We start from the raw sequence: 20,604 nt of genomic DNA, 5'->3' as shown, positions 1-20,604 counted from the left end.
CGGTTGCATGACCGCGGCCCTCACCATCGCCTTCGTCCCGGGGGTCTCCCCCGCGAAGTGGGTCCGGGTCTGGCGGGAACGCTTCCCGGACGCCGAGCTCGGCCTGCTGCCGATCGGACCGACCGAGGTCGACGACGCGCTCACCGGCGAGGCCGACATGGCCTTCGCCCGGATGCCCGTCGGCGCCCACCTCAACGCCATCCCGCTCTGGACCGAGACGGCCGTCGTCGCGATGCCGAAGGACGCGTCCCTCGCCTCCTCCGACGTGGTGACCGAGGCCGACCTGGCCGACGTGCACGTCGTCGACGCCGGGCCCGTGCCGGAGGACGTGTCCGCCGCCCTCGACCTGGTCGAGGCGAACGTCGGGGTCGTCGTGCTCCCCCAGTCCCTCTTCCGCGCGGCCAGCCGCAAGGACCTGGTGGCGAAGCCCCTCGACGGCGCAGCGGGCACCCGGATCGCCCTCGTCTGGCGCGACGCGGACGCCTCCGACACCACCGAGGAGTTCATCGGTGTCGTGCGCGGTCGCACCGCCAACAGCTCGCGGAACGCCGCCGACCGACCGGGAGGCACGACGAACGCCGACGACGCCGGCTCGCGCGGCACGCGGGACGGCTCCGGAGCCGGTCGCGGCAGCACCGCCCGCGCCGGTGGTGGCAAGGCCACCGCGAAGCAGGCCGCCGGCGGCAAGGCGGGCGGCAAGGGCGCGCGCAAGCCGCGCGGGACCGGACGACCGGGCACCCAGCGGCTCGGCAACGGCAAGCCGAAACGCGGGTCCAAGGGCAACCGGTGACGGACACGCGGCTCGTCCCGATGCCGGCCACGCGCCTCCCGGCCTGGCTGGACCGCACGATGGCGGAGTACGTCGGATCGCGCATGCGGGCCGGTGAGACCCGCGAGCAGGCCGAGGCGAACAAGCAGCGGTCGCTCGACCAGTGGTTCCCGGACGGAGCACCCCTGCCCGACCACTTCGTCTGGGACCTGGTCGACGACGCGGACGCCGTCGTGGGGTACCTCTGGATCGGACCGTTCTCGTCGGGCAGCACCGAGTGGTGGGTGTTCGACGTCGAGGTCGACGAGCCGTTCCGTCGCCGCGGTCACGCCCGACGGGCGCTCGAGGCCGGGCAGCGGGTCGCCCGTGAGCACGGCGCCACGAGCATCGGGCTCAACGTGTTCGGGTACAACACGGGCGCGCAGGACCTGTACGCCGCGCTCGGCTACCGCGTCACCGCGACGCAGATGCAGCTCCCGCTCGACTGATCGCGGCCTGTCAGGCCCAGACGCCGGACGTGCCGCGTCGGTGACTGCCGACCAGGTGCGTGTCGACGATGCCGAGTGCCTCCATCAGGGCGTGCATCGTCGTGGGCCCGACGAACGCGAACCCGCGCTTCCGCAGGGCCGTCGACAGCGCCACGGACGCCTCGCTCGTCGTCGGGACCTCGGCGATCGTCCGCGGCGCCGGTGTCGCGTCCGGCCGGAAGGACCACACGAGGTCGGCGAGCCCACCGTCGGCGCGCAGGGCGATCGTCGCGTTCGCGTTCGTGATCGTCGCGCGGATCTTCGCCCGGTTCCGGACGATGCCGGCGTCCGCCATCAGGCGCTCGACGTCGTCGTCCCCGAAGACCGCGACCACGTCCGGGTCGAAGTCCGCGAAGGCCGCGCGGAACGCCGGGCGCTTGGCCAGGATCGTGCGCCAGGACAGCCCGGACTGGAACGCCTCGAGCGACAACCGCTCGAACACCCCGCGCTCGTCGCGGACCGGCATGCCCCACTCGGTGTCGTAGTACTCGCGGAGCATCGGGTCGGTCGCGGCCCAGACCGGGCGCGCGAGGCCGTCCTCTCCGGTCACCAGGCCGTCGGGGATCATCGTCGGGTCGTCGCTCACGCGTCCATCCTGGCCGACCGCACCGACGACCCCGGGGTCACCGGTCGGTGCCGTCGCCCGTCATCGCGGCCTGGTCCATCCAGACGTACTCCCACCGGTGGCCGTCCGGGTCGGTGAAGCTGCGCTGGTACATGAAGCCGAGGTCGGTCTCCGGGCGGTCCTCGTTCCCGCCGCTCATGACGGCGGCGTCGACGATGCGGTGCACCTCGTCCTTCGAAGCTGCGCTCAGCGAGTTGATCACCTCGACCGTCCCGGGGGCGGCGATCGTCCCGTCGGTGAACTCCTGGAACTTCGCATGCGTGAGGAGCATCACGTACACGGTGCTGCTCACGACGATGCACGCGGCGGTCTCGTCGGTGAACTCCGGGTTCACCGTGTAGCCGAGCGCCTCGTAGAAGCCGACTGCCCGGTCCAGGTCGGTGACCGGCAGGTTGATGAACACCATCTGCTCCACGGTGGTTCCCTTCGTCGAGCACCAACCTGGCGCAGCCGCCCGTCGAGCGCAACCGTTCCTCTCTGCAACCAACTGGAACGTCATACTCTGGTCACATGGAGCGGGCCTACGTCGACGAGTCCGAGCCCGGCGGTGGGCTCGATCACACCAGCTACGTCCTCGCGGCGGTGGTGGTCGTTCAGTGCCGAGCCGAGACTGCGCGTGCGGCGGTCCGGTCAGCCAAGCCCTCCCGCATGCGGAAGCTGCACTGGTACGAGGCGCTCCGGACACAGCGCATCTCCTGGCTGGACCTGCTCGCCGTCGCGGCAGCGGTCTTGGTCGTTCGCTACGACGGTGCCCCTGCGCGAGCGGAGCGGCGACGTCGGTCGTGCTTGGAGCGCCTCGTGTGGGAGCTCGAGGTCCGCGGGGTGCAGCACGTCGTGCTCGAGTCGCGAGGAGCCTCCTGTGATGCTGCCGATCGGTCGATGTTCGATGCGCTCCGTCGACGAGGCGTCGGCCGATCGGTCCGGTACGAGCACGTCCGAGGGACGGACGAGCCCCTTGTCGCCCTCGCAGACCTGGCCTGCGGCGCGTACGCGTCCGGGATGCACGAGGAGATCGGCGCAGAGATCGTCGCCGTGCGCTGAAGCGACTCGTCGTGCGATGGAGCGAACCGACGTGTCGTGACACCGGGCCCCGAGGCCCGGACAGCGCGAAGCCCCGGGCCCGCGCTGGCTGCAGGCGTATCCGGGGCTCACTTCCGGTCGAGCAACACGCGACCGACATGTCAATGCTAGGAACGATGACCGACGCCGTCAACCGCCCCGTGCCTCCTGGCCGCCCGGTGTTTCCCAGAACGCTCGAAGTGGGAAGCGAGAACGGGCGTACCTGGTCGGATGATCCGACCCGGTACGCCCGTTCGTGCCGGGTACGCCCGTTCGTGTCAGGCGGGCCGTTCAGCCGCGCAGCCGCGCGCAGCGGGGTCAGACCCGCTCGCGCCCCTCGCCTGCGGCGCGCTGGTCGGCCTCGGCCTCGGCCTGCCCGACGATGTCCTCGGCGGGCACCGGGTTCAGCCGGTCCCACAGGAAGAAGAGCAGCCCGCCGACGAGCAGCGACAGCCCGACCCACAGGTTGATGTGGATGCCGCCGGTCTTCTCGGGGTCGGTGTCCCAGTGGACGATGCCGACGATGGTGGTGATCACGCCGTAGAGCACGAACAGGCCGCCGAGGATGCGGCGCAGGTCGAGTCGGCGGGTGGAGCGGACGAGCGCCGCCTGCTCCTCGGTGAGCTTCGTGGTGTCCTCACGCATGGGAGTACTCCTTCGGGTCCGGGCCTAGAGGAACGGCAGGTAGAGGGCGACGCACAGCACGAGCGCGACGGTGCCGAGCAGCGCGGGCGAGCGGTACCAGGCGGTGTCCGTCGCGACGGCACCGGCGGTCATGTCGATCTTGCCGACGCCGTACACCAGGCCGCCGAGCTCCGACACGTCCTTCGGCTTCGTGGCGAGCGAGACGAGCACGCCGACGACGAGCACCGTGACGAACGAGATGATCGCGCCGTACATCGTCTCCGCCGTCGCCGTCGAGAACAGCGACGGGTTCACGAGGTACGCGATCCAGGTGATCGTCGGCGTCACGATGCCGAGCACGTAGCCCCAGAGCGCGCCCTGGGTGGTCATCCGCTTCCACAGGAGTCCGAGGATGAAGACGCCGAAGAGCGGTGCGTTGAAGAACGAGAACAGCGTCTGCATGTAGGTCATGATGTTGCCGGCCTGCGCGGCGAGGAACGCCGTGCCGATGCCGACGACCACGCCGACGACCGTGACCCAGCGACCGGTCTTCAGGTAGTGCAGGTCGGGCATGTTCGGCTTGATGTACCGCTGCCAGATGTCGTACGTGAAGACGGTGTTGAAGGACGAGACGTTCGCCGCCATGCCCGCCATGAACGAGGCGAGCAGACCCGTCACCGCGATGCCGAGCACGCCGGTCGGCAGGTACATCTGGATGAGCTTCGGGATCGCGTCGTTGTAGGTCAGCTCCCCCGAGGCGAACTGGTTGCCCACGACGGCCGCGGCGATGAGCCCCGGCACGACGACGATGAACGGGATGAAGAGCTTCGGGATCGCCGCGATGAGCGGGGTCCGGCGGGCTGCCGACATGTTCTTCGCCGAGAACGCGCGCTGCACCTCGGTGAAGTTCGTCGTCCAGTAGCCGAAGGAGAGCACGAAGCCGAGGCCGAGCACGATGGCGAGCCAGTTCGCCCCGATCGGGTTCGTGACGTCGCCGATGCCGGTACCCGTCCAGGCCTGCAGGTGCTGCACGCCCTGGGTCTGCTTGATGGCCTCGGTGAGACCGCCCCACCCGCCGACACGGTGCAGGCCGACGATCGTCAGCGGCACGAGGCCCGCGATGATCACGAAGAACTGCATGACCTCGTTGTAGATCGCGCTGCTCAGGCCACCGAGGGTGATGTAGGCGAGCACGAACGCGGCGGACACCAGGATCGCGAGCCACTCCGGCCAACCGAGCATCGCCTCGATGACGATCGCCATGGCGTAGAGGTTGATGCCGGCGATGAGCACGTTCGACACCGCGAACGCGATCGAGTTCACCAGGTGCGGCGCCTTGCCGAAGCGGCGGAGCATGAACTCCGGCACCGACCGGACCTTGGACCCGTAGTAGAAGGGCATCATCACGAGCCCGAGGAACACCATCGCGGGCACGGCACCGATGAGGTAGTAGTGCAGCGTCGCCATGCCGATCTGTGCGCCGTTCGCGGCCATGCCGAGGATCTCGGTCGCGCCGAGGTTCGCGGACACGAAGGCGAGGCCCGTGATCCAGGCCGGCATCGAGCGGCCGGACAGGAAGAAGTCCATGCTCGTCCGCACCTGCTTGCGGGCGGTGAACCCGATGCCGATGACCACCGCGAAGTACACGATGATCATCAAGTAGTCGACCCAGCCCAGTTCGAGCCGGATCCCGTTGGTCGCCGCAGCGAGAACCATGCGATCTCCACATCAGTGTGTTGCAGTCGGCAACTGCGCCGACCCGAGCGGGAACGTTACACCGCGATGTGACCGTTCACATAGCTCGCGCATCCGTCGCCGTCGCTGCAGCCCCGCCGCTCGGTAGGCTCTCCCCATGAGCGAGCCGGTCACCGACACCACGACACGCCCCCGGCGGATCCTCGTCCTGAACGGGCCGAACCTCGACATCCTCGGGCGTCGCGACCCGGCACAGTACGGCACCGTGACGCTCGCCGAGCTCGAGGCGATCGTGCACACCGAGGCGGCGGTCCACGAGCTCGAGGCGGACTTCCGGCAGACCAACCGCGAGGGCGAGCTCGTCGAGTGGCTGCACGAGGCGCTCGACGACTTCGTCGCGGTGGTCATCAACCCCGCCGCCTACGCGCACACCTCGGTCGCGCTGCACGACGCAGTCGAGGCACTGAGCGTCCCGGTCGTCGAGGTGCACCTCTCGAACACGTGGAAGCGCGAGCCGTTCCGGCACGTCGACCACGTCGCGACCGCGGCGACCGCGGTCATCGCCGGTGCGGGCGCCGACGGATACCGCCTGGCGGTCGCCCACGTCGCGTCACTGGTGGCCGACCCGACCGACTGACGGCCTGGAGGCGCGGCACCCGCCCGCCACGCGCCTCCCGTCCGCCCCGCGTCCAGACGTCCCGTCCGTCCCGTCCCGTCCGCCCCGTCCCGTCCCGTCCCGGTGAGGTTCCGAACGGGCGATGTACGTCACGGTCGCGATCGACCGTGACGTACATCGCCCCCTCGGCGGACGACGCGCGGCGTGTCGTGCCCGCTCGGCGGCGCGACCGGCGGCGCGTCGTGCGACCGCGAGCGGCGGGCGGGCGGCGACTAGAAGTCGGCGGGACGGCGGACGTCGTCGGCGCCGACGGCGGCGAAGCCTCCGCGGACGATCGGCAGCGCGCGCCGGACCGCCTGGTCGATGCGCAGCTCGAGGTCGACGCTGGCGATGTCGTACCCGCCCTCGCGCTTGGTGAAGTCGCGCTCGTTCCCGAACACGCCGAGCGGCAGGGTCGTCGACTGGAAGAAGCCGAACAGCGGCCGCATCTGGTGCTCGACGAGCAGTGCGTGCCGGTCACTGCCGCCCGTGGCGGTCAGGAGCACCGGGGTGTCGACGAGGTCGTACTGCCCCACCCAGTCGAAGAAGAGCTTGAAGGCACCGGAGTAGGCGGCCCGGAACGCCGGGCTGCCGACGACGAGCACGTCCGCTGCCTCGACGGTCTCGAGCGCTCGCCGGGTGCGGTCCGACATCGCCTCGCGGGAGGGCGCGGCACCGAGGTCCGCGAGCAGGGGTCCGATCTCGACCTGTGCGGTCCGGGCGTCCGGCAGGTCCTCCGCCATGCGCGCCACGGTCGCCCCGACCAGGGTCGAGGTGCGCGAGGGGTCCGATGGGCTGCCGCTGACGCCGACGACGAGTGCTCCGTCCATGCGGTCGATGCTCACACGTCGTCCGAGGGCCCGTCCGGGTGTGACGACTTGTGTCGCCCACCAGCACGCGCGGGTACCGTCCGGGTGATGCAGACGTTCCTGCCGTTCGCCGACTTCCGCGCCTCGGCCGAGGTCCTCGACGACAAGCGACTCGGCAAGCAGCGCGTCGAGACCCTGCAGGTGATGCGGGCGTTGACCCTGCCGGACTACGGCTGGCAGCACCACCCCGTCGTCGCCATGTGGCGCGGGTACCGCCCGGCGCTGATGGCCTACCAGGACGCGACGTGCCGGGTGTGGCTCGAGCGCGGGCACGCCGACACCTGCCTGGAGAAGACCCTGGCCGACCTCGGGCTGGTCCCCGAGGACCTGGTCGCGTACGAGCGCGGCGACTTCGCGGTGCCCGCGTGGAACACCGACCCGGCGGTGCACGCCTCGCACCGGTCGAAGCTCGTGCAGAAGGCGCCGGAGCACTACCGACCGTTGTTCCCCGACGTGCCCGACGACCTGGACTACGTCTGGCCGGGCGTCCCCGAGCCGCCGGCACGCTGACACGCTGACACGCTCACCCCCGGGCACGACGACCGGGCGGCCGCCGCTCGACGGCGGGACGGCAGCTGCGCGGCCGTTCGACGCCACCGCGACCCGTCGTGGACTGACAGGGGGTGCGGCGCCGGTCAGGGTCCGGCGCCGCGTCCACGACGGGCGCGGCGGCCGCTCGGGCACGACGACAGGGGATGTCGTGTCCGGCGCCGGACGCGGTCAGGGGTGCTGCGTCCGGTCATGAGCACCGCGGGCCCCGGGGGGGGACGGGACCGCGCGGTGCTGGCCTCGGGTGGTGGGTTCCTCAGAGGTGTTCGGTGTCTCCTCGGTACCGGTCCGTCTCGCTGGGGGCGGGCATGGCCCGACGGAGTGCCGCGGTGCCGACCGTCGGGAGCAGGGCACTCACGACGGTGGCGAGTGCCCCCACGGTCGCGATGGCGCCGAGCGGGGCGGTGCCGAGGTCGTGCTGCGCGGCGAGTGCGATGGCGACCACGGTCGCGGGTGCCGGCAGGAGCTGGACCGCACGGAAGGGGACCTCCTGTCGGTCCCGGGTGGTGATCGCGTTCGCCATGGCTCCATCGTGACGGACGATCGCTGTCCGCAGAAGGGGGGACATCACCCCCAACTATGGAGTAGAACGTCTAGTACACTCAGCTCAGGTGCCGAACCGCGGCGACCGACTCGGCGACCGCCCGCACCACGACGGCCACGTCCTCGTCCGTGAGCCCGTCGTCGAACGTCAGTCGCAGGGCCGTGCGCGCGGTGTCCTCCGACAGTCCGAGGGCGGTGAGGACGTGTGAGGCCTCGGTGCTCCCCGCGGCACAGGCGCTCCCGGAGGAGGTCACGACGTCGCGCTCCTCGAGTTCGAGCAGCACGGTCTCGCCGTTGACCGCCGGCGGACCACCCGGCACCGCCGGGAAGCAGAACGACGCGTGCCCCGGGAGCCGACCCGCCCCGCCCAGCGCCGACCCGACCGGCGCCGCCCCGGTCAGCACGGCACCGGGCACCGAGGCCAGCACGCCCTCGACCACGGCGTCCCGGGTCACGGTCGCACGGGCGGCAGCGGCGCCCCGGGCCCCCTCGACGAGCGACACCGCGGTGGCGAGGGCGACCGCTCCGGCGACGTCCTCGGTCCCCGACCGTCTCCCCCGCTCCTGTCCCCCGCCGTGCAGCAGCGGCTCGAGCGGTACCCCACCCCGGACCGCGAGTGCGCCGGTGCCCTTCGGTGCGCCGAGCTTGTGCCCGGAGAACGACAGCGCGTCGACGCCGAGCCGGTCGAGCCCGAGGGGCAGCCACGGAGCGCTCTGCACGGCGTCGGTGTGGAACCGGGCGCCGACGCGGTGCGCGACCGCCGCGAGGGCCGGGAGGTCCTGCACGGTGCCGACCTCGTTGTCGGCGTGTGCCACCGAGACGAGCGTGGTGTCCGGACGGACGACCCGCGCGAGCGCCTCGGGCGTCACGGTCCCGTCGCGTTCGACCGGCACGAGCGTGACGGTGAACCCGTGGTGGCGCTCCAGGTACCGGCAGCTCTCGAGCACCGCCTCGTGCTCGATCGCGCTCGTGACGACGTGCCGGCCGCGGGGTGCCGCGAGCGCGATGCCCTTGACCGCGGTGTTCGCACCCTCGGTGCCGCCGGTGGTGAGGACGACCTCGCCCGGACGGCACCCGAGGAACCGGGCGATCGTCGCCCGGGCGTCGGCGAGTCCCCGGGCGGCCGCCTCGCCTACCCCGTGCGTGGACGACGGGTTGCCGAAGACGCCGGTGAGGTACGGCCACATCGCCTCGAGCACCTCGCGGCGGACCGGGGTGGTCGCGGCGCGGTCGAGGTAGAACACCGGGTCAGCCGCCGGTCACGTCGACGTCGAGCCCGAGGTCGAGCGCCCGCGCCGAGTGGGTGAGTGCGCCGACGGAGACGACGTCGACCCCGGTGCGCGCGATCGCGCCCACCGTGTCGAGCGAGACCCCGCCGGAGGCCTCGACGAGCGCGCGGCCCGCGACCAGCCGCACGCCCTCGACGAGCTGCTCCGGCGTGAAGTTGTCGAGCATGATCGTGTCGACACCGGCCGCGACCACGGGTTCGACCTGGTCGAGCCGGTCGACCTCGACCTCCAGGTGGACCGTGTGCCCGAGCCGACCACGGGCTCCGCGGACGGCGTCGCCGATCGCGGTGCCGCCGGCGAGCAGCACGGCCAGGTGGTTGTCCTTGGCGAGGACGGCGTCGGACAGCGAGTTCCGGTGGTTGTGGCCACCGCCGCAGCGCACGGCGTACCGCTCGACGGCCCGGAGGCCCGGAGTGGTCTTGCGGGTGTCGACGATCCGTGCGCCCGTCCCCGAGACGGCCGCGACGTACCGCGCGGTGACGGTCGCGATGCCGGACATCCGCTGCACCAGGTTGAGCCCGACCCGCTCGGCGCGCAGGACCGAGCGCGCAGGGCCGTGCACCGTGGCGAGGACCTGTCCGGCGTCGAAGGGCTCGCCGTCGGCCACGTGCAGCTCCGTGCGCACCGTGGGGTCGACGGCGTGCATCACGGCGGCGAACACCGCGCCGCCGGACAGCACGCCGGGTTCGCGGGCGGCCAGGGTCGCGGTCGCGCGGGCGTCGACGGGGATGAGCGTCTCGCTCGTGACGTCACCCCACGGAGCGTCCTCCTCGAGCGCCGTCTCGATCACGCGACGCAGGGCGTGCGGCGGGATCGTCCCGGGGTCGGCTGCGGTGGTGGTGGTCATGCGGGGACTCCCTGCTGGACGGGCGCGGTGCTGCTGGACTGCGCGGTGCTGCTGGACTGCGCTGTGCTGCTGGACTGGACGGAGGCCGGGGCGCTGCCGCGCCGGACGGCGCGGACCCACCCGGTCGACACCGGCGCGGAGGGATCGGTCTCCGGGTGGTCGGTGCGCGCGTGCGACCCGCGCGACTCGGTCCGGGAAGCCGCCGCGAGCGCGGTGACCCGCGCCAGGTCGAGCAGGGCGCGGTCCTCGTGGTCCCGCACGGTGCGCGCCGCCGGCGACCGGAGCGCAGCGAGCGCGCGACGTGCGGCGGCGAGTCCGTCCGCGTCCCGGAGCAGGCCGACCCGCTCCGTCATCTCGGTCTGGACCGCCTGCCGGAGGTCGGTGGCACGGTCCGGGTGGGCGGCGCCTCCAGGCCGTCCGCTGCGGTCCGTCCCGTGCGGCGTCGATCCCGGCACCCCTCCGTCCGGCCGGGAGGCACGGTGCGGCTCCGCCTCCGTGCCCACCTGGTCGTCGGGGACGGTGCGCACGGGCAGGGCCGCGTCGCCGCGCAGGCGCAGCTGCGCGGGTCGTGGGGCACCGATCGCGTCGGCGGTCCGCACGCCGAAGACGAGCCCCTCGAGCAGGGAGTTCGACGCGAGTCGGTTCGCGCCGTGGACGCCGGTGCAGGCGGCCTCGCCGACGGCGAGCAGTCCGGGGAGGCTGGTGCGCCCCTCGCTGTCGGTGGCGATCCCGCCCATCGCGTAGTGCGCCGCCGGGGCGACCGGCACGCCCTCCCGCGTCCAGTCGAAGCCGGCCGCGCGGGTCGCGCGGGTGAGGCCGGGGAAGCGTGCGACGAGCCGGTCCGCGCCGAGCCCCGTGGCGTCGAGGAGCACGGGGGCGCCGCCCTGGTCGCGGACGGCGGCCGCGATGCCGCGGGCGACCACGTCGCGCGGCGCCAGCTCGGCGTCCGGGTGCACGGCGCTCATGAAGCGTCGTCCGGCGGCGTCGCGCAGGACGGCACCCTCGCCGCGGACCGCCTCGGAGACGAGCCCACCGTCGGGCACGGCCAGCCGGGTCGGGTGGAACTGGACGAACTCCAGGTCGGCGAGGACGGCCCCCGCCCGCCAGGCCGCTGCGACACCGTCGCCGGTCGCGACCAGCGGGTTGGTCGTCTCGCGGTACAGGTGGCCGGCGCCCCCGGAGGCGAGCACGACCGTGTCCGCCTCGATGCGTCGGGGCTCGCCGAGCAGGTCGAGCACGTCCACACCGACCACCGCTCCGTCCCGGACGACCAGGTCGGTGAGGCAGGTGCGCTCCAGGACCGTGACGTGCTGCCGGTGCAGGGCGGCGACGAGCGTGCGCTCGACCGCGGCGCCCGTGGCGTCGCCGTCGGCGTGCAGGACGCGCCAGCGACCGTGCGCGGCCTCGCGCCCGCGTGCCAGGTCGTCGCCGTGGCGGTCGAGGGACGCGGGGTCCGACGTCCGGTCGAACGGGACGCCCAGCGCGAGCAGGTCCCGCACCCGGGCGGGCCCGTCGGCGCAGAGCAGCGCGACGGCGCGCGCATCGGCCCCACCGACTGCCGCGACGTGGGTGTCGTGCTCGTGCAGCGCGACGGCGTCGTCGGCGCCGAGCGCGACGGCGATCCCGCCCTGGGCAGCGGCGGTGGCGCCGTCGGCGAGCCCGCCCTTCGTCACCAGGGTGACGTCGTGGCGGGCGCTGGCGCGGATCGCGGCGGTGAGCCCGGCGATGCCGGACCCGACGATGACGACGTGCACGGTGCGGTCCCCGGTGTCCTCGCGCGGGGCCGTCAGCCGCGGGGCTTCGCGGCGAGCATGCGCTCGAGCGCGACCCGGGCGTCGGCCTGCACGTCGGCGGGCACCGTGATCTCGTTGAGGACCTCGCCGCGGACGAGTGCCTCGAGCACCCAGGCGAGGTAGCCCGGGTGGATCCGGTACATCGTCGAGCAGGGGCAGACGACGGGGTCGAGGCAGGTGATCCGGTGCTGCGGGTACTCGGCCGCGAGCCGGTTCACCATGTTGATCTCGGTCCCGATCGCGAACGAGGTCGGTTCGGTGGCGGCGGCGACGGTCCGGCGGATGAGGTCGGTGCTGCCCGCAGCGTCCGCGGCGTCCACGACGGCCATCGGGCACTCGGGGTGCACGATGACCTGCACACCGGGGTCCTCCCGACGGGCCTGGTCGATCTGCTCGACCGTGAACCGGCGGTGCACCGAGCAGAACCCGTGCCAGAGGACCACCTGCGCGTCGAGCAGGGTCTGTGCGTCGTTGCCGCCGAGCGCCTTCCGCGGGTTCCACATGGGCATGCGGTCGGTGCTGATCCCCATGGCCTTCGCGGTGTTCCGACCGAGGTGCTGGTCGGGGAAGAACAGCACGCGCTGCCCCCGCTCGAACGCCCACTCGAGCACGGTCGCCGCGTTCGACGACGTGCAGACGATCCCACCGTTCCGGCCGCAGAACGCCTTGAGGTCGGCGGCGGAGTTCATGTACGTGACGGGGATCACCGGCACGCGGCCGTCGGCGTCGGGCTCGGTGCCGTACACGGCGGCGAGTTCGGCCCAGGCCGCCTCGACGCTGTCGATGTCGGCCATGTCCGCCATCGAGCACCCGGCGGCGAGGTTCGGCAGGACCACACGCTGGTCGTCACGGGCGAGGATGTCCGCCGTCTCCGCCATGAAGTGGACGCCGCAGAACACGATGGCCTCGGCGTCGGGCCGGGTCAGGGCGGCGTTCGCGAGCTGGAACGAGTCGCCGAGGAAGTCCGCGTGCCGGACGACCTCGTCGCGCTGGTAGAAGTGGCCGAGCACGACGACCCGGTCCCCCAGCGTCGCCTTCGCCCGCTCGATGCGCTCGTGGAGTTCCGCGTCGCTCGCGGTCCGGTACTCGTCGGGGAGCTGCCCCTGCCGCGGTGCGGAGGTCGGGATGACGTCGGACATCGACGAGCCGGGGCCGTAGCCCGGGCGGCTGTCGAAGTCCCAGGTCGGCGCGGCGAGGTCGGAGGTGCAGGTGCTGCCGTCGGCCTTGCCGTTGGAGATGAGCTCGATCGTGGTGGCGATGGACACTGTGGTTCCTATCGGTTCTGCGGGTGGTGCTGCCGGGGGTGGGCGGGCTGCAGCGGGCCGTTGTCCGCGTAGGCCAGGTCGGGGTTCGAGCGGTACAGCCGAGCCGGGCGGTGCCGGTCACCGCTCGTGGTCTCGTCCGTCGCGATGACGGCGTCGGACTGCGCGACCTGTCGACGGAAGTTCGCGGGGTCGAGCGCCCGCCCGAGCACGGCCTCGTACACCCCGCGCAGCTCGGCGAGGGTGAACCGGTCCCCGAGGAACGCCTGCGCGATCCGCGAGTACGACACCTTGTTGCGGAGCCGCCAGAGGGCGTAGGCGACGATGTGGTCGTGGTCGAACGCGAGTGCGGGGTGCTCGTCGGCCAGGAACCAGCGGACGTTCCAGTCGTCGGGGACGGACTCGGCCTCGTCGGGGTGGACGAGCGCCCAGTAGACGATCGACACCACGCGGCTCGGCGAACGGTCGACGTCGCCGAACGCGTACAGCTGCTCGAGGTACCGCGGCTGCACGTTCGTCGTCTCGCGTAGGCGCGCCGCGGCGGAGTCCTCGAGCCCCTCGTCCGGGCCGACCCAGCCACCGGGCAGCGCCCACGACCCCTCGAACGGATCGGCGACACGACGCACGAGCGGCATCCACAGCGCCGGGCCACCGGTGTCGGGGTGCGGGCGCAGGGCGACGATCACGGTGGAGACCGCGACGCGGATGCTGGTGGGATGTGTTTGTGTCATGATGACTCGAAGTGTTCGGGTTGCAATGACACTATCAGGCGGTTCACGGAACCGGAACAGCGCCGTAACGTGCAGGGTCCCCGACGTGCCTACATTGGCGCCATGACGACGGTGACGAGGGTGCACGCCGTGGTGTCCGGCTCGGTGCAGGGGGTCGGCTTCCGGTACTGGACCGCACGCAAGGCAGACGGGCTCGAACTCGACGGGTACGCCAGGAACCTGTTCGACGGGACCGTCGAGGTCGAGGCCGAGGGGCCGTCCGAGGCGGTCGAGGCCCTCATGGCGTTCCTCCGCACCGGTCCGCCGACCGCCACGGTCACCGACGTCGCCCGACGCAGCGTGGTCCCGCACGGCGACGGCGACGGGTTCGCGATCCTGCGCTGACCGCGCTCGGGGTGGACCTGTTCACGAGGACGACACACGGAAGCGGAATACTCGGATCCGTTCAGGCGGTTGCCCTGTCTGCGCGATCCGCGCGCCCTCGTCCTCTCCGCCGTACTCCCCCGTCACTCCCCAGGAGCCCCGCATGACCCAGGCCGTCGATTCCGCCCCGCGCACCGGGAGCGTCTCGCAGCCCTCCGCCGGCGAGACCAGACTCGTGATCGGGCTGCTGCTCGTCTCCGCGTTCGTCGTCATCCTCAACGAGACGATCATGGGCGTCGCGCTCCCCCGGCTCATGGAGGACCTCGACATCTCGGCGGCCACCGGGCAGTGGCTCACCACGGGCTTCCTGCTCACCATGGCGGTGGTGATCCCGATCACCGGGTTCCTGCTCCAGCGCTTCAGCACGCGCCAGGTCTTCATCGCGGCGATGGCGCTGTTCAGTCTCGGCACGCTCGTCGCCCTCGCGGCACCCGGCTTCCCCGTGCTGCTCGTCGGCCGCATCGTGCAGGCCAGCGGCACCGCGATCATGATGCCGCTGCTCATGACGACCGTCCTCAACCTGGTCGAGCCCGCGCACCGCGGCCGCATCATGGGCAACATCTCGATCGTCATCTCGGTGGCGCCCGCCGTCGGCCCGACCATCTCGGGCCTGATCCTCAACGCGTTCTCGTGGCGCTGGCTCTTCGGGTTCGTGCTGCCGATCGCCGTCGCCGCGCTCGTGCTCGGCGTGCTCAAGGTCCGCAACGTGACCACGCCCCGCCGCGCGCCGCTCGACGTCCTGTCGGTCGTGGTCTCCGCCGTGGCGTTCGGCGGGATCGTCTTCGGGCTGTCCAGCTTCGGCGAGGCCGGGTCGACCGGGCCGCTCGTCCCCGTCCTCGCCCTGGTCGTCGGCTTCGCGGCACTGGCGTTCTTCGTCGTCCGGCAGACCCGCCTGCAGCGCACCGACAGCGCCCTGCTCGACCTCCGGACCTTCCGCACGAAGGGCTTCACGGTCCCGATCGTCGCGATGGGGATCAGCTTCATGGCGATGTTCGGCACGCTGATCCTGCTGCCGATCTACCTCGAGCGCGTCCTCGGGCTCGAGGTGCTGACCGTCGGGCTCCTGCTCCTGCCCGGCGGCCTGATCATGGGGCTGCTCTCGCCCCTCGTCGGCCGCATCTACGACCGCCGCGGCCCCCGCGTGCTCCTCGTGCCCGGGTCGATCATCATCAGTGCCGTGCTCTGGGCGCTCTCCACGGTCGGGGTCGACACCAGCGTGTGGTTCGTCCTCGGCGCCCACGTCGTGCTGAGCATCGGCCTCGCGCTCACCTTCACCCCGCTCTTCACCGCCGCGCTCGGTGGCCTGCCGCCGAAGCTGTACTCGCACGGCAGCGCGGTGCTCGGGACGACGCAGCAGCTCGCAGGTGCCGCGGGGACAGCGCTCTTCGTCACGCTCCTGACGATCGGTGCGGCCTCGGCGGGAGCCGACGCGGACGCCGCCGGGGTCGCCGCCGCGACCGCCTCGGGCGTGCAGACCGCGTTCCTGGTGGGCGGCGTCATCTCCCTCGTCGGCATCCTCACCTCGGCGTTCGTCCGCCGCCCGGCGACGCCCGAGGGCGCACCCGCCGGCGCCCCCGCGATGCACTGACCCGGAACACCACCGGACCGGGCCGGCGGTCCCCGGTGCCACGTCGACGACGGCGTGGCATCGTGGGCGGCATGCGGTCGACGGCGCGCGAGGTCAACTGGTCCGGTACGGTCACCTACTCGGCCGAACGGGTCGAACGGCCGCGCACCCTCGAGGAGGCCGCCGAGGTCGTCGCCCGGTCGCAGCGGGTGCACGGGCTCGGCACCCGCCACTCGTTCAACGACGTGGCAGACGCCCACGGGGTGCTGCTCGACCTGACGGGGCTCCCCACGGACCTCGTCGTCGACGCCGCCGCCGGCACGGCCTCGATGGGTGCCGGTACCCGCTACGGGGTGGTGGCGCCGGAACTCGACGCCGCGGGGGTCGCCCTGCACAACACCGGCTCGCTGCCGCACATCTCGATCGGCGGCGCGATCGCCACCGGGACGCACGGGTCGGGCACGACGCTCGGGTCGCTGAGCACCGCCGTCCGGTCGTTCGAGCTCCTCGGACCGGACGGTGCCGTGCGGACGGTCCGTCGCGGCGAGGACGACTTCGACGGGGCCGTGCTGCACCTCGGGCTGCTCGGCATCGTGACGCGCGTCGAGGTGGACGTCGAACCGTCCTACCGGATGCGCCAGGACGCGTACGGGCCCATCCCGTGGGACCGGTTCGTCGCGCACGTGGCCGACGTGCACGCCGCGGCCTACTCGGTGTGCTCCTACACGGTGTTCGGGGACGAGGTCGGCGAGGTGCTGCTGAAGTCCCGCGTGCCGGACGGCGCCGACGACGTCGACGTCCCGGAGGCCCTGCTCGGCGCACCGCGGCTGCCGGGACGCCCGGCCGACGGACACGTCACCGCTCGCGACGGCACCGTGGGCCCGTGGTGGGACCGGCTGCCGCACTTCCCGATCGACGCGGTGCCGAGCGTCGGGTCCGAGGTGCAGAGCGAGCACTTCGTCCCGCTGCGGCACGCTGCCGCCGCACTCGAGGCCCTCCGCGGGCTCGTCGACCGGATCCAGCCACACCTGCACGTGTGCGAGCTCCGCACGATGGCCGCCGACCCGTCCTGGCTCAGCCCGACGCAGGGCGAGGACGTCCTCTGCATCGCGTTCACCTGGCGGAAGCACCCCGAGGCGGTCGCGGCGCTGCTGCCGGACCTCGAAGCACGGCTCGCGCCGTTCGACGGCCGGCCGCACTGGGGCAAGACGAGCTCGCTCGACGCCGACGCGGTCAAGGCCCTCTGGCCGCGCCTGCCGGACTTCCGCAGGCTGGTGGCGGCGGCCGACCCGGAGCGGCGGTTCGCGTCCGTGTTCGGTGAGCGGGTGCTGCGGACCTGAGCCGCGCCTCCCGACCGGGGCCACCCCTCACGCGACGGGGGTGACCGTCTTCGTCTCGCCGTCCCAGTGGCGGACCCCGCCGACGGTCAGGGTCTCCGGCAGCGGGGTCGCCCGGAGCGTCGCGACCGCGGCGGGCAGGTCCTCGTCGCGCACCCGACGGGCGAAGGTGACGTGCGGCGACCAGCCGCCGGGCAGCGAGGTCTCCACGGCGTCGGGTGCCCGCCGGTGCACCGCCGCGTGGAAGGCCGCGAGGACCGGGTCCACGACGACGGCACGGACGAGCACGGACCGCCCGGCGCCGGCGGGGAACAGCAGGAGGCCACCGAGCCGGAGCGTCATCGGCACCGCGGCGTCGAACCCCTCCGGGACCGGCAGCGCGTCGCCGGCCGCGAGGGTGACGTGCGGGTCGTTCGTCCCCGACCGGCCGAGGCTCGGCAGGTCGGCTGCCGTCAGGGCGTCCCACGCGGCGCGCACGGCGGCGTCGGAGTCGGGGTCGAGGACGAGTTCGAGGCTGCGCACGCTCCGAGTCAACCAAGCCCCGCAGCGCCCGGTGCTCGCCGTGCGGCACCTGTGGAGAACGGCACGGATGTAACACGGCGGAACGGATCGTGCGTGTCGCGCCGCGGGCAGCCACACTCGGAACCTGGCCGCGGCATCCCGCGGCTCCCCACGCACCGCCCGTGCACGCCGCCGTCCGGGCTCGCCCCGCCCGGCCCCGCCCCACCCGTCCGGGCACGTCCCCCACGAGGAGCACCCATGTCCGCAGCACCCGTCCTGCCCCAGAAGCCGAAGGGCAGGCGCCCCGTCGGCTGGATCATCGCCGCCGCGGTCGTCGTGGTCGCGATCGTCGTCGCCGTCGTCGTGGCGGCCGTCCGCTCCGGCGGGTCCGAGGGCGCTGCCTCCGGTGACGGCGCCGGGAAGACCGTGACGATCGGCGTCGCCGACAAGTCGCTCGGCTACTGGAGCACGTACACGAAGCTCGCGAAGGACGAGCTCGGCGTGACGGTGGAGCTCACCAACTTCTCGGACTACTCGCTGCCGAACCCCGCACTCAAGGACGGCCAGCTGGACATCAACCAGTTCCAGCACATCCAGTACCTGGCGGACTACAACGTCACCTCCGACGACGACCTGCAGCCGATCGGCTCCACCGCCGTGTACCCGCTGCCGCTGTACGCCACGCAGTACTCGAAGCCGAGCGAGCTGCCCGAGGGTGCGAAGGTCGCGATCCCGAACGACTCGATCAACCAGGCGCGCGCGCTCCTCATCCTGCAGTCCGCGAAGCTCCTCGAGCTCAAGGACGGCGGCTCGGCCTTCTCGACCACGACCGGCATCGAGTCGTCGAAGGTCGACGTCCAGCCCCTCGACGCCTCGCAGACCGCGAACGCGCTCCAGCAGGGCTCCGTCGCCGCCGCGGTCGTGAACAACAACTTCGCCACCGCCGCGAAGCTCCCGACCAGCGACATCGTCTTCCAGGACGACCCGGCCAGTGCGAGCGCCGCCCCCTACGTGAACGTCTTCGCGGTGCGCGACGCCGACAAGGACAACAAGACCTACCTCGACCTGGCGAAGCTGTTCCAGGACCCGGCGGTGCAGAAGGCCTTCGCCAAGGACCTGCCCGAGGCCGTCGCCCGCGACGAGAGCGCCACGAAACTCCAGGCCGAGCTCGCGACGGTCGAGCAGGACGCGAAGGCGGCCAAGCAGTAGTGCCCGCCCTCGTCGAACTCCGCGGCGTCTCGAAGCACTACCGCCGCGCCGACACCGGCGAGACCGTGGTGGCCGTCGAGGACGTCTCCCTGGACGTGCACCAGGGAGAGGTCCTCGGCGTCATCGGGTACTCCGGTGCCGGCAAGTCCACCCTCGTCCGCCTCGTGAACGCCCTCGAGCTCCCCTCGTCCGGCACGGTCACCGTCGGCGGCAGGGAGCTCACCGCGATCCCGGAGAAGGAACGCCGCCTGGCCCGCCGGAAGATCGGCATGATCTTCCAGCAGTTCAACCTGTTCCGCTCGCGGACCATCGCCGGCAACGTCGCGTACCCGCTCAAGGTCGCGGGTGTCGCGAAGGCCGAGCGGGACCGCCGTGTGGCCGAGCTCCTCGACTTCGTCGGGCTGCTCGAGCGCGCGCACGCGTACCCCGAGCAGCTGTCCGGCGGGCAGAAGCAGCGTGTCGGCATCGCCCGCGCGCTCGCCTCGAACCCCGAGCTGCTCCTCGCCGACGAGGCCACGAGCGCCCTCGACCCGGACACCACCTCCGAGGTGCTCGCACTCCTCCGTCGCGTCAACCGCGAGCTCGGTGTCACCATCGTCGTCATCACGCACGAGATGGACGCGGTCCGTCGGATCGCCGACCGGGTCGCCGTGATGGAGAACGGCCGCGTGGTCGAGGTCGGCGACGTCTACGACGTGTTCGCGTCGCCGCAGACCGGTGCGGCGCAGCGCTTCGTGCGCACCGCCCTGCACGACCGCCCCTCGGCGGAGCAGTTGGCGCGGCTGCGGGAACACCACCGCGGCCGCCTGGTCACGGTGCAGATCACCGACGAGGTCGGCCTGCAGAACCGGATCGACGCGGCCTTCCGCACCGCCGGGGTGTCGGCCGAGCTCGTGTTCGGCGGCGTCGGCGAGATCCGCGAACGCCGCATCGGGTCGCTGACCTACGAGTTGACCGCGGACGACCCCGCCGCCGTCGACCGCGCGATCGGGGCACTGCGCGACGGACACGTCACCGTCGACGAGGAGGTCGCAGCATGAACGGCAACGGCTTCCAGAGCGTGATCGACACGTCCGACGTGTTCCTCGCCGCGATCCGCGACACCCTCGTGATGACGCTGGTCTCCCTGGTGTTCGCCGGTGTGATCGGCCTCGCGCTCGGACTGGTCCTGTACGCCACCCGTCCGGGCAACCTGCTCGGCAACCGGGCGGTGTACACGGTCGTCAACGTGCTCGTGAACATCGTGCGCCCGATCCCGTTCGTGATCTTCCTGGCCGCGATCGCACCGCTGTCGCGCGTCGCCGTGCAGACCACGATCGGCGTCCCCGCGGTGACGTTCGCGATCTCGCTCGCGGCGTCCTTCGCGGTGTCCCGGATCGTCGAGCAGAACCTGCTCGCCGTCGACCCGGGCGTGGTCGAGGCAGCGCGGGCGTCCGGGGCCCACCCCGTGTCGATCCTGCTGACGGTGCTCATCCCCGAGGGCGTCGGACCGCTCATCCTCGGCTACACGTTCATCTTCGTGGGCATCGTCGACATGACCGCGCAGGGAGCGCTGATCGGTGGCGGTGGCCTGGGCGAGTACGCGATCGTGTACGGCTCGCAGCGGTACGACTGGTGGATCGTCTACGTGTCCGTGGCGGCGATCGTGGTGATCGTCCAGCTCGGGCAGTTCATCGGCAACCGGCTCGCGCGGGCGACGCTGCGTCGCTGAGGCGCGGATCGGTCGCCCC

General features: G+C 72.4%; 23 protein-coding genes. 11 read left to right on the top strand and 12 right to left on the bottom strand.

The features are described 5' to 3' along the window. Positions 1–7 precede the first annotated feature (7 nt). Both PIJ49_RS00410 and PIJ49_RS00405 read left to right on the top strand, forming a co-directional pair. Positions 8–790 (top strand): LysR family transcriptional regulator substrate-binding protein, encoded by a 783-nt coding sequence (locus PIJ49_RS00410; protein ID WP_209685023.1) that lies wholly within the window; start codon positions 8–10, stop codon positions 788–790. Continuing rightward, entirely contained in the window at positions 787–1,257 is a 471-nt protein-coding gene (locus PIJ49_RS00405) for a GNAT family N-acetyltransferase (RefSeq protein WP_066655347.1), read from the top strand. The genes PIJ49_RS00410 and PIJ49_RS00405 overlap by 4 nt, the downstream gene beginning before the upstream one ends. 10 nt (positions 1,258–1,267) lie before the next feature. Here PIJ49_RS00405 and PIJ49_RS00400 read toward each other — a convergent pair whose 3' ends face one another. After that, positions 1,268–1,864, bottom strand: coding sequence for a DNA-3-methyladenine glycosylase I (locus PIJ49_RS00400; protein ID WP_066658490.1), 597 nt, complete (start codon positions 1,862–1,864; stop codon positions 1,268–1,270). A gap of 55 nt (positions 1,865–1,919) precedes the next feature. Further along, positions 1,920–2,327 carry a VOC family protein gene (locus PIJ49_RS00395; RefSeq protein WP_245172227.1) on the bottom strand — a complete coding sequence of 136 codons (408 nt, stop codon included), beginning with the start codon at positions 2,325–2,327 and terminating at the stop codon, positions 1,920–1,922. Between the two features lie 104 nt (positions 2,328–2,431). Between PIJ49_RS00395 and PIJ49_RS00390 the strand changes: the two genes are divergently transcribed. Then, on the top strand, positions 2,432–2,962 hold the full coding sequence (locus PIJ49_RS00390; RefSeq protein WP_271825105.1) for a DUF3800 domain-containing protein: 531 nt from the start codon (positions 2,432–2,434) through the stop codon (positions 2,960–2,962). Positions 2,963–3,298: 336 nt separating this feature from the next. Here the strand turns inward: PIJ49_RS00390 and PIJ49_RS00385 are convergent, their stop codons facing one another. Both PIJ49_RS00385 and PIJ49_RS00380 read right to left on the bottom strand, forming a co-directional pair. Then, the gene (locus PIJ49_RS00385) at positions 3,299–3,625 is read right to left on the bottom strand and encodes a hypothetical protein (RefSeq protein WP_194074877.1); all 327 of its coding nucleotides are present in this window, start codon (positions 3,623–3,625) and stop codon (positions 3,299–3,301) included. Between the two features lie 24 nt (positions 3,626–3,649). Beyond that, positions 3,650–5,320, bottom strand: coding sequence for a sodium:solute symporter family protein (locus PIJ49_RS00380; RefSeq protein WP_066655354.1), 1,671 nt, complete (start codon positions 5,318–5,320; stop codon positions 3,650–3,652). A gap of 136 nt (positions 5,321–5,456) precedes the next feature. Between PIJ49_RS00380 and aroQ the strand changes: the two genes are divergently transcribed. After that, positions 5,457–5,936 carry a type II 3-dehydroquinate dehydratase gene (gene aroQ / locus PIJ49_RS00375; protein WP_209685021.1) on the top strand — a complete coding sequence of 160 codons (480 nt, stop codon included), beginning with the start codon at positions 5,457–5,459 and terminating at the stop codon, positions 5,934–5,936. A 251-nt stretch (positions 5,937–6,187) separates the two neighbouring features. On the opposite strand, the gene PIJ49_RS00370 is transcribed toward aroQ, so the two are convergent. Further along, positions 6,188–6,784: an NAD(P)H-dependent oxidoreductase gene (locus PIJ49_RS00370; RefSeq protein ID WP_209685020.1), complete on the bottom strand. Its 597-nt coding sequence runs from the start codon at positions 6,782–6,784 to the stop codon at positions 6,188–6,190. A gap of 87 nt (positions 6,785–6,871) precedes the next feature. On the opposite strand from PIJ49_RS00370, the gene PIJ49_RS00365 reads away from it, so the two are divergent. Then, on the top strand, positions 6,872–7,333 hold the full coding sequence (locus PIJ49_RS00365; protein ID WP_271825103.1) for an MSMEG_6728 family protein: 462 nt from the start codon (positions 6,872–6,874) through the stop codon (positions 7,331–7,333). Positions 7,334–7,628: 295 nt separating this feature from the next. Here the strand turns inward: PIJ49_RS00365 and PIJ49_RS00360 are convergent, their stop codons facing one another. From PIJ49_RS00360 to PIJ49_RS00335, 6 genes are all read right to left on the bottom strand, one after another. Then, positions 7,629–7,895, bottom strand: coding sequence for a hypothetical protein (locus PIJ49_RS00360; RefSeq protein ID WP_066655361.1), 267 nt, complete (start codon positions 7,893–7,895; stop codon positions 7,629–7,631). A gap of 79 nt (positions 7,896–7,974) precedes the next feature. After that, complete coding sequence (locus PIJ49_RS00355; RefSeq protein WP_271825102.1) at positions 7,975–9,159, bottom strand: cysteine desulfurase family protein; 1,185 nt, start codon at positions 9,157–9,159, stop codon at positions 7,975–7,977. A 4-nt stretch (positions 9,160–9,163) separates the two neighbouring features. Next, positions 9,164–10,051 carry a carboxylating nicotinate-nucleotide diphosphorylase gene (gene nadC, locus PIJ49_RS00350; protein WP_271825101.1) on the bottom strand — a complete coding sequence of 296 codons (888 nt, stop codon included), beginning with the start codon at positions 10,049–10,051 and terminating at the stop codon, positions 9,164–9,166. After that, a complete protein-coding gene (locus PIJ49_RS00345) occupies positions 10,048–11,805 on the bottom strand; it encodes an L-aspartate oxidase (protein WP_271825099.1) in 1,758 nt (585 codons plus the stop codon). Before PIJ49_RS00345 ends, nadC begins: the two co-directional genes overlap by 4 nt. Before the next feature lie 32 nt (positions 11,806–11,837). Then, positions 11,838–13,109 (bottom strand): quinolinate synthase NadA, encoded by a 1,272-nt coding sequence (gene nadA / locus PIJ49_RS00340; RefSeq protein ID WP_271825097.1) that lies wholly within the window; start codon positions 13,107–13,109, stop codon positions 11,838–11,840. An 8-nt stretch (positions 13,110–13,117) separates the two neighbouring features. Then, positions 13,118–13,837 carry an NUDIX hydrolase gene (locus PIJ49_RS00335; RefSeq protein ID WP_271825096.1) on the bottom strand — a complete coding sequence of 240 codons (720 nt, stop codon included), beginning with the start codon at positions 13,835–13,837 and terminating at the stop codon, positions 13,118–13,120. A 102-nt stretch (positions 13,838–13,939) separates the two neighbouring features. Between PIJ49_RS00335 and PIJ49_RS00330 the strand changes: the two genes are divergently transcribed. From PIJ49_RS00330 to PIJ49_RS00320, 3 genes are all read left to right on the top strand, one after another. Continuing rightward, positions 13,940–14,221 carry an acylphosphatase gene (locus PIJ49_RS00330; RefSeq protein ID WP_066655367.1) on the top strand — a complete coding sequence of 94 codons (282 nt, stop codon included), beginning with the start codon at positions 13,940–13,942 and terminating at the stop codon, positions 14,219–14,221. 142 nt (positions 14,222–14,363) lie between these two features. Continuing rightward, entirely contained in the window at positions 14,364–15,848 is a 1,485-nt protein-coding gene (locus PIJ49_RS00325) for an MDR family MFS transporter (protein ID WP_066655368.1), read from the top strand. Between the two features lie 71 nt (positions 15,849–15,919). Then, positions 15,920–17,167 (top strand): D-arabinono-1,4-lactone oxidase, encoded by a 1,248-nt coding sequence (locus tag PIJ49_RS00320; RefSeq protein ID WP_271825094.1) that lies wholly within the window; start codon positions 15,920–15,922, stop codon positions 17,165–17,167. Between the two features lie 27 nt (positions 17,168–17,194). Here PIJ49_RS00320 and PIJ49_RS00315 read toward each other — a convergent pair whose 3' ends face one another. Next, positions 17,195–17,686, bottom strand: coding sequence for a 2'-5' RNA ligase family protein (locus PIJ49_RS00315; RefSeq protein WP_271825092.1), 492 nt, complete (start codon positions 17,684–17,686; stop codon positions 17,195–17,197). Positions 17,687–17,923: 237 nt separating this feature from the next. Here PIJ49_RS00315 and PIJ49_RS00310 point away from each other — a divergent pair, with 237 nt between their 5' ends. Genes PIJ49_RS00310 through PIJ49_RS00300 form a run of 3 tightly spaced genes read left to right on the top strand, consistent with a single transcriptional unit; the run spans position 17,924 to position 20,585 of the window. Next, positions 17,924–18,874, top strand: coding sequence for a MetQ/NlpA family ABC transporter substrate-binding protein (locus PIJ49_RS00310; protein WP_271825091.1), 951 nt, complete (start codon positions 17,924–17,926; stop codon positions 18,872–18,874). Then, positions 18,874–19,914 carry a methionine ABC transporter ATP-binding protein gene (locus PIJ49_RS00305; protein WP_209685010.1) on the top strand — a complete coding sequence of 347 codons (1,041 nt, stop codon included), beginning with the start codon at positions 18,874–18,876 and terminating at the stop codon, positions 19,912–19,914. Before PIJ49_RS00310 ends, PIJ49_RS00305 begins: the two co-directional genes overlap by 1 nt. Next, a complete protein-coding gene (locus PIJ49_RS00300; protein WP_066655373.1) occupies positions 19,911–20,585 on the top strand; it encodes a methionine ABC transporter permease in 675 nt (224 codons plus the stop codon). Before PIJ49_RS00305 ends, PIJ49_RS00300 begins: the two co-directional genes overlap by 4 nt. The last annotated feature ends 19 nt before the right edge of the window (positions 20,586–20,604 follow it).

The sequence above is a fragment of the Curtobacterium uvaldense genome, assembly GCF_028307415.1.
Lineage (GTDB): Bacteria > Actinomycetota > Actinomycetes > Actinomycetales > Microbacteriaceae > Curtobacterium.
This window is presented reverse-complemented; position numbering and strand designations above follow the sequence as displayed.

Excerpts from the sequence above, each read along its gene's own strand:
- PIJ49_RS00370 (WP_209685020.1), bottom strand. The coding sequence starts at position 6,784 with ATGGACGGAGCACTCGTCGTCGGCGTCAGCGGCAGCCCATCGGACCCC.
- PIJ49_RS00360 (WP_066655361.1), bottom strand. The coding sequence starts at position 7,895 with ATGGCGAACGCGATCACCACCCGGGACCGACAGGAGGTCCCCTTCCGT.
- PIJ49_RS00325 (WP_066655368.1), top strand. The coding sequence starts at position 14,364 with ATGACCCAGGCCGTCGATTCCGCCCCGCGCACCGGGAGCGTCTCGCAG.
- PIJ49_RS00365 (WP_271825103.1), top strand. The coding sequence starts at position 6,872 with ATGCAGACGTTCCTGCCGTTCGCCGACTTCCGCGCCTCGGCCGAGGTC.
- PIJ49_RS00385 (WP_194074877.1), bottom strand. The coding sequence starts at position 3,625 with ATGCGTGAGGACACCACGAAGCTCACCGAGGAGCAGGCGGCGCTCGTC.
- PIJ49_RS00320 (WP_271825094.1), top strand. The coding sequence starts at position 15,920 with ATGCGGTCGACGGCGCGCGAGGTCAACTGGTCCGGTACGGTCACCTAC.
- PIJ49_RS00380 (WP_066655354.1), bottom strand. The coding sequence starts at position 5,320 with ATGGTTCTCGCTGCGGCGACCAACGGGATCCGGCTCGAACTGGGCTGG.
- PIJ49_RS00395 (WP_245172227.1), bottom strand. The coding sequence starts at position 2,327 with ATGGTGTTCATCAACCTGCCGGTCACCGACCTGGACCGGGCAGTCGGC.
- PIJ49_RS00390 (WP_271825105.1), top strand. The coding sequence starts at position 2,432 with ATGGAGCGGGCCTACGTCGACGAGTCCGAGCCCGGCGGTGGGCTCGAT.
- PIJ49_RS00335 (WP_271825096.1), bottom strand. The coding sequence starts at position 13,837 with ATGACACAAACACATCCCACCAGCATCCGCGTCGCGGTCTCCACCGTG.
- PIJ49_RS00310 (WP_271825091.1), top strand. The coding sequence starts at position 17,924 with ATGTCCGCAGCACCCGTCCTGCCCCAGAAGCCGAAGGGCAGGCGCCCC.
- aroQ (WP_209685021.1), top strand. The coding sequence starts at position 5,457 with ATGAGCGAGCCGGTCACCGACACCACGACACGCCCCCGGCGGATCCTC.
- PIJ49_RS00410 (WP_209685023.1), top strand. The coding sequence starts at position 8 with ATGACCGCGGCCCTCACCATCGCCTTCGTCCCGGGGGTCTCCCCCGCG.
- PIJ49_RS00300 (WP_066655373.1), top strand. The coding sequence starts at position 19,911 with ATGAACGGCAACGGCTTCCAGAGCGTGATCGACACGTCCGACGTGTTC.
- PIJ49_RS00400 (WP_066658490.1), bottom strand. The coding sequence starts at position 1,864 with ATGATCCCCGACGGCCTGGTGACCGGAGAGGACGGCCTCGCGCGCCCG.
- PIJ49_RS00330 (WP_066655367.1), top strand. The coding sequence starts at position 13,940 with ATGACGACGGTGACGAGGGTGCACGCCGTGGTGTCCGGCTCGGTGCAG.
- nadC (WP_271825101.1), bottom strand. The coding sequence starts at position 10,051 with ATGACCACCACCACCGCAGCCGACCCCGGGACGATCCCGCCGCACGCC.